Source organism: Armatimonas sp., assembly GCF_964826245.1.
In genome coordinates this window covers 1-6,746 of the sequence record NZ_CBAYMC010000231.1, presented here as the reverse complement: position 1 = coordinate 6,746, position 6,746 = coordinate 1, and the positions used below count along the sequence as shown (strand labels likewise).

Sequence of the window (6,746 nt, the reverse complement as noted above, 5' to 3'; positions counted from 1 at the left end):
CCCAACAAAAACACCAAGACCGACGGCTTTGAGCGCACGTCGCCGGTGGGCAGCTTCCCCGCCAATGCCTTTGGCCTCTACGACATGGCGGGCAACGTCTGGCAGTGGTGCTCCGACTGGTACCGCCCAGACTACTTTGCCAAGAGCCCTGCGAACAACCCGAAAGGGCCCGATGACAGCCTCGATCCTGATGAGCCAGGTGTTGCCAAGCGCGTCCAAAAAGGCGGCTCGTTTTTGTGCTGCGAGGCCTATTGCGCACGCTACATGCCCGGTGGACGCGGCAAAGGGGATATTAATACCGGCAGCTCCCATGTCGGGTTTCGGTGCGTGAAAGACGTGGAGTAGAGCGATGAATACTAAACCTAACTTTGTCTTCTTTCTCACGGATGACCAGCCGTATAACGGGCTGAGCTGCACCGGCAACTCAGTCCTGAAGACCCCCAATCTAGATCAGCTCGCCGCTGAGGGGGTGCTCTTTGAGAAAGCCTTTGTCACCACCGCGATCTGCTGCTGTAGCCGCGCGAGCCTCTACACCGGCCAGCACATGCGCCGCCATGGAGTGGAGGACTTTAAGACCCCGCTCTCGGCGGCACAGTGGCAGCAGACCTTCCCCGCGCTCCTGCGTCAGGCAGGCTACCGCACGGGCTTTCTGGGCAAGTTTGCCATTGGTGCGCCCCAGCCCAATAAAGATCTAGCTCTCCCCGCGGATCAGTTTGATCTCTGGTACGGCTTTCCTCAGATGATCGCTTTTAAACAAATGGTCAATGGCAAGCCGCGCTACTTGACCACCGTGATGACCGAGAAAGCCGTCGCGTTTCTGAAAGAGACAAAAACAAAGCCAGAGCAGCCATTTTGTTTGATTGTCGCGCTAAAAGAGCCACACGGGCCGCTGGACTACTTCGACCCGGAGTATAAAGACCCCTACACCAACGCCACGATCCCGCCGCCGAAGAATCTGAGTCGGGAGTCGTTTGAGGCGCTCCCCGAGAAGGTCAAGAGTAGCCTGGGAGCAACTCCCGAGTGGTTTGAGAAGCCCGAGACCTACCAAGTGGCCCTACGCAAGACCTACGCCTACACCAGCCGCGCTGATGCGGCGGTGGGCGAGATCTGCCGGGCGCTCAAGGAGCAGGGGCTGGACCAGAACACGGTCGTGATCCATATGTCAGATAATGGCTCGATGGACGGTGCCCATGGCCTTGATGGCAAGTGGCTGATGTACGAGGAGTCGATCCATGTCCCGCTGATTATTTCTGATCCGCGCCTGCCAAAGTCTACGCAAGGGCGGCGCTCGCAGCTGGCGCTCAATATCGACCTCGCTCCCACGATTCTCGCGATGGCGGGCGTCCCGATCCCGAAAAGTATGCAAGGCCGCGATCTCCAGCCGCTCTTGCGCAACGCCAAGGCCAAGGGGCGCGACGACTGGTACTACGAGCATACCTACAACACCGACCCACCGCGCAAGCCGATCCCCAAGAGCGAGGGAGTCCGCACCGAGCGCTGGAAGTACATCCGCTACACCGAGGAGCAGCCCCCGCTGGAGCAGCTCTTTGATCTTCAGACCGACCCGCAGGAAGAGCGTGATCTCGCGAGCGCGCCCACGCACTCAAAGACGCTGAGCACGCTCCGCGTCCGCTGCGATAGCTTCCGAAAGACCCTGCGATAATGAGGCATACTCCACCAATGCGACCATTGATCTGGGTAATGCCTGCGGATCGGGCACCGATTCTAGCGAAGATTGCTGTGCAACCCTGGGCCAAGGCGCTCTTTGCCGCCTTGCAAGGCGGAATCGACTGCGGCGTTCTCTTCTTTCTGACCGAGGACAAGGCCTGCGCCGCCTGCGCCGCCTGGTTCGTCCGTGCCGGCTTCCCGCACTTGGGCTGGAGCAGAAGGGGCCGTTTGGTGCTGTCACACGGTAAGAAAGGTAAAAAGGCTAGTTGATGATCTACGATGTGGTGGTCTATGGCGACTCTTGCGGAGCAGTAACGGCGGCGGTCGCCGCCAAGCGCGACGGCCGCTCGGTGATCTTGGTCAATCCGACAGGCTTTCTGGGCGGCATGAGCGCCAGCGGCCTCGGGGCGACCGATTTTCTGGGCCAGCGCGCCACCTTTGGGGGAATCGCCTCAGAGTTCTACGACCTGGTGGCCGCCGCATACGGAACCAGCTATGTCCGCAGCTTTGAGCCCCATGTTGGGCGGCAGGTCTTTGAAAAGCTCATCACTGATGCGGGCGTGGAGGTGGTCTACAACGAGAAGCTAGATCGTCGGCCCGGCAAAGGGGTTAAGAAAAAGGGGCGACGCGTCGTGGCCATCACAACCCTCAGCGGCAAGACCTACCAGGGCAAGATGTTCATTGATGCCACCTATGTCGGGGACTTAATGGCCGCAGCGGGCGTGCGCTACACGGTCGGCCGTGAGCCCGAGAGCCAGTACGGCGAGGACATGGCGGGCGTCCGGCGCGGCGATACCAAGCCCCGTGTCCACTACACGCAAGGCGATAAAGACCACTTCACTCACGATGTCGATCCCTATCTCAAGCCCGGCGAGCCGAGCAGTGGGCTCCTGCCGTATGTCTTTGCCCTCAAGGGGCTCGCCAATGGCCAGGGCGATAAGAAAATTCAGGCCTACAACTACCGGGTCTGCCTGACCACCGATCCCAAGCTGCATATTCCCATCGAGAGGCCTGCAGGCTACCGTGCGCTCGACCATGAGCTCTTGCTCCGTAACTTCGACGCGGGCGATGCCCGCCTCCCAGCTCTGATCGAGAAGCTCTCCGGGAGCGGCTCTAAGGTGGACTGGAACAATATGCACGCCGTGGGCTCCGATTTGCCAGGTGCGAACTGGGACTACCCGGAGGCCAGCTACGAGCGCCGCCAAGAGATCGAGCAGGAGCACCAGACCTACATTCGGGGCCTCTTGTGGACACTAGCCAATAGCCCGCGCGTCCCTGAGACGATCCGTAAGCGAGTCGCTACCTACGGCCTGTCCAAAGACGAGTTCCCCGACAATGGCGGTTGGCCCTACATGATCTACATCCGTGAGGCGCGGCGCATGGTCACGGACTACGTGATGACCCAGCACGACTGTGAGGGCAAGCGCACCGTGCCCGATCCCGTCGGGCTGGGCTCGTTTGGGATGGACTCCCACGTGGTGCAGCACTTTGTCACCGAGCGCGGGTTTGTGGTGAGCGACGGCGTGATCTGGCACGTCCCCCCGCGGCCCTACGGCATCTCGTATCGCTCGATTGTCCCACGCAAGGGGGAGTGTGAGAACTTGTTTGCGCCGATCTGCGTCTCCGCCTCGCATGTGGCCCATGGCTCGATCCGCATGGAGCCCGTCTTCATGACCCTCTCCCAGAGCGCCGCACTGGCTGCGGGGCTGGCGCTGGATAGCAAAAAACGCGTCCAAGATATTGCCTACCCGGAGCTGCGGAAGCGGCTCGATACCGCCAAGCAGCTTGTAGACATTGCACAGGTACCAAAACTAAAATGAAAACCCGCTACGCTCCCGAATGGGAAAAGATCGCCCCGAAGCGCGTGATCCGACATGCGGATACGAAGAACGACTCGCTCGCCAAGGCTGTTGCTGCCCTACAGGCGGGCGATAAGCTCATCATTGCCCCCGGAACCTACAGTGTCGAGAGGATGTGGGATATCCAGATCCGCGGCACGGCAGACGCACCGATCTGGGTCGTGGCTGACGAAGACGCGACAGTGCTCTTGACGCGGCCCGATGGGAGGCAGAACGTGCTTAATATCGGTCAAGGCGCTCCGGTGCAGTATCTCTGTCTGCGCGGCGTGGAGCTCACCGGTGGCAGTCATGGGCTGCGGCTCGGGCGGTGTCACGAGGTCTGGATTGATCGGTGTCATATCCACCACACGGGTGAGGTCTGCCTGAGTGCCAATAGCGCCAACACGCGCCGGCTCTTTCTCACGCGCAACCATCTTCACCACGGCGGGGGCCATGGTGAGGGGATGTATCTGGGCGCTAATAACGGTGAGTTTGTCATGAGCGAGAGCGTGATCGCCTTAAACCATGTCCACGACTGTAAAGGCTCCCAGGGCGATGGGATTGAGGTGAAGCAAGGCTCGTGGGGCAACCTGATCGCCGAGAACGACATCCACGACACGCAGTATCCCTGCATCACGGTATACGGCACCGCCGGGAAACCCGTGAACATCATCGAGCGCAATCTCTGCCGTCGGAGCGGCGACCACAACATACAGGTGCAGGGCGAGGCCATTGTCCGTAACAACGTGCTGATCGACGCCAAGGGCTCCGGGCTGGCGAGCACGGATCACCAGGGCAAGACGCGGAACCTGCAGGTCGTCCACAACACAATCATCAACACGGGGCATGCCTTCAGCGGCGGTTCCTGGAACGCTCGCGAGGGCATGCTCCTCGCCAACAACATTCTTTACTCGCGCGACAAGAACGCCCTGCACTTTGCCAGTGGCAGCGACGGTGTGGTGATTACAGGGAATGTCATTGTCGGTGATGGGCCTAAGAAGGGAACGACGCCCGGGCGGGGCTTAGTAGATTTTGTGAATGTCACTTGGGACGGCGAAAAGCACGATGTCAGGCCCACTCCAGGAGCACCGCTGGAGAAGGCAGACCCCGCCCTGCTCATCCCCACCGACTTCACGGGCCAGGCTCGCACGAGACCTCTCAGTGGCGCAATAACACGGTGAAATACACCCTCGCCCTACTTCTGGCTTTGATTGTCACACTGCCCGTGGCTGCCCAGCCGACGGCAAAGCCTAATATCGTCTTTATCCTCGCCGATGATTTGGGTTATGGCGATGTGGGCTGCTACAACTCTGAAGCCAAAGTGGCGACGCCGAACCTGGACCGGCTGGCACGGGAGGGGATGCGCTTCACCGATGCCCACGCGCCATCTACGGTCTGCACGCCGAGTCGCTACAGCCTACTCACGGGCCGGATGGCCTTTCGCATTCCCTACCGGAGTGTCTTTGAGGGAGTCGGCGGGCCGTGTCTGATCAAAGAGGACCAGCTGACCCTGCCGCAGCTACTCCGCAACCAGGGCTACACGACCGCGATGACGGGCAAGTGGCACGTCGGGCTGAGCTTCTTTGACAAAGACGGCCAGCGGATTACCAAGGGCGGGATTGAGGGCGTCCAGCAGATCGACTACTCCCGCGCCATCCCCGACTCCCCGATCCACCGTGGCTTTGACAGCTTCTTTGGAACCGCCTGCTGCCCCGCGACCGACTATCTCTATGCCTTTATCGACGGTGACCGTATTTCGGTGCCGCCCACCAGCATGCTCGATAAGTCCAAGCTCCCCAAGCACCCGTATGCCTTCGACAATCGGGCGGGCATGATCGCGCCAGGCTTTGATCTGGAAGAAGTGGACATGGTCTTCCTCCAGAAAAGCCAGGCGTTTCTGGAGCAGCACCAGAAGAACAACCCGAAGAAGCCCTTCTTTCTTTTACACTCCATGAATGCCGTGCACCTGCCGTCGTTTGCTGCCAGGCGCTTCCAGGGAAGCACAAAAGCCGGGCCGCACGGGGACTTTATCCACGAGCTCGATGAGATTGTCGGGGAGCTGATGAAGACCCTGAAGCGGCTTGGGCTCGATAAAAACACGGTGGTGATGTTCTCCAGCGACAACGGCCCTGAGACGACAAGTGTCGCCCACATGCGCGCCGACTACGGCCACGACGGTGCCCGGCCCTGGCGCGGAGTGAAGCGAGACCAGTGGGAGGGCGGCCACCGCGTCCCGTTTATCGTCCGCTGGCCGGGCAAGATCGCCGCAGGCAGTAAGAGCGACCAGACCGTCTGCCTCACCGATGTGATGGCCACTTGTGCGGCGATCACGGGAGTCGCGCTGCCTGATAACGCTGCCCAAGATAGCTTTGACCTCCTGCCGATCTTGCGTGGGGAAAAGAGCGCGGGCGAGGCTCGTCCCTACACGCTGCACCAGACCATCAGCCTGGCGCTCGCCATCCGCAAAGGCCCCTGGAAGTATCTGGATCACAAGGGCTCCGGCGGCAACAACTACGATAACCCGCAGCTCAAGCGCTACGCCCTCCCCGATACCGCCCCCGATGCCCCTGGCCAGCTCTACAACCTGGAGACCGATCCCGGCGAGACCACCAATCTCTACTTCAAGCACCCGGAGATTGTGAAAGAGCTGAAGGCACTACTCGAGAGCAGTAAGGCACAAGGCCGGAGCGCCGCGAAGAAAGTAAAGCGATGAAAATGTCTCGGAGTACTCTCTCTCTGCTAGTAGCCATGGTGCTCGTTCTCTGCCGTGTCTGCGCCGCACAGCAAGGCACGCCTGAGCTGAAGAAGCCCGTTAAAGTGTTTATCCTTCTGGGGCAGTCCAATATGCTGGGCATGGGCGATGTGGGGCCAGAGACCATGCCGGGAACCCTGGAGTATCTCACCAAGACGGAGAAGAAGTACCCGCACTTGCTGGACGCGAAGGGGCAGTGGGCGGTGCGCGACGATGTCCGCTACACGTTTGTGATGCAGAACCGAGGGAGCATGCAGCTCGTGCAAAACGACTGGCTCTCGGTGCGCGGCAAGGCGATCGGGCCGGAGCTTCAGTTTGGGCATATTCTGGGGCAGGCGCTGGACGAGCCCGTGCTCATTCTCAAGGCTTGTATCGGGAACCGAAGCCTCGGCTGGGACTTGCTTCCTCCCGGCAGCGAGCGCTTCACGTTTGAGGGGAAGACCTACGCAGGCTACAAAGACGACACGCCATCTTGGGTAGAGGGTGAG

General features: G+C 60.6%; 7 protein-coding genes. All 7 read left to right on the top strand.

The window, feature by feature from the left end:
- A partial coding sequence (locus tag AC1XOS_RS18020) for a formylglycine-generating enzyme family protein (RefSeq protein ID WP_481963604.1) occupies positions 1 to 345 on the top strand: 345 nt, incomplete at its 5' end.
- Positions 346 to 349: 4 nt separating this feature from the next.
- Complete coding sequence (locus AC1XOS_RS18015; protein WP_481963603.1) at positions 350 to 1,663, top strand: sulfatase family protein; 1,314 nt, start codon at positions 350 to 352, stop codon at positions 1,661 to 1,663.
- 17 nt (positions 1,664 to 1,680) lie between these two features.
- A complete protein-coding gene (locus AC1XOS_RS18010) occupies positions 1,681 to 1,938 on the top strand; it encodes a hypothetical protein (protein WP_481963602.1) in 258 nt (85 codons plus the stop codon).
- Positions 1,938 to 3,488 (top strand): FAD-dependent oxidoreductase, encoded by a 1,551-nt coding sequence (locus tag AC1XOS_RS18005; protein ID WP_481963605.1) that lies wholly within the window; start codon positions 1,938 to 1,940, stop codon positions 3,486 to 3,488. The genes AC1XOS_RS18010 and AC1XOS_RS18005 overlap by 1 nt, the downstream gene beginning before the upstream one ends.
- A complete protein-coding gene (locus tag AC1XOS_RS18000) occupies positions 3,485 to 4,687 on the top strand; it encodes a right-handed parallel beta-helix repeat-containing protein (protein ID WP_481963601.1) in 1,203 nt (400 codons plus the stop codon). Before AC1XOS_RS18005 ends, AC1XOS_RS18000 begins: the two co-directional genes overlap by 4 nt.
- Positions 4,684 to 6,219, top strand: coding sequence for a sulfatase family protein (locus tag AC1XOS_RS17995; RefSeq protein WP_481963600.1), 1,536 nt, complete (start codon positions 4,684 to 4,686; stop codon positions 6,217 to 6,219). Before AC1XOS_RS18000 ends, AC1XOS_RS17995 begins: the two co-directional genes overlap by 4 nt.
- A gap of 2 nt (positions 6,220 to 6,221) precedes the next feature.
- The coding region (locus AC1XOS_RS17990) for a sialate O-acetylesterase (protein ID WP_481963599.1) at positions 6,222 to 6,746 on the top strand (525 nt) is incomplete at its 3' end.

Coding starts and splice junctions, on each gene's coding strand:
- AC1XOS_RS18010 (WP_481963602.1), top strand. CDS start 1,681: ATGCGACCATTGATCTGGGTAATGCCTGCGGATCGGGCACCGATTCTA.
- AC1XOS_RS18000 (WP_481963601.1), top strand. CDS start 3,485: ATGAAAACCCGCTACGCTCCCGAATGGGAAAAGATCGCCCCGAAGCGC.
- AC1XOS_RS18015 (WP_481963603.1), top strand. CDS start 350: ATGAATACTAAACCTAACTTTGTCTTCTTTCTCACGGATGACCAGCCG.
- AC1XOS_RS18005 (WP_481963605.1), top strand. CDS start 1,938: ATGATCTACGATGTGGTGGTCTATGGCGACTCTTGCGGAGCAGTAACG.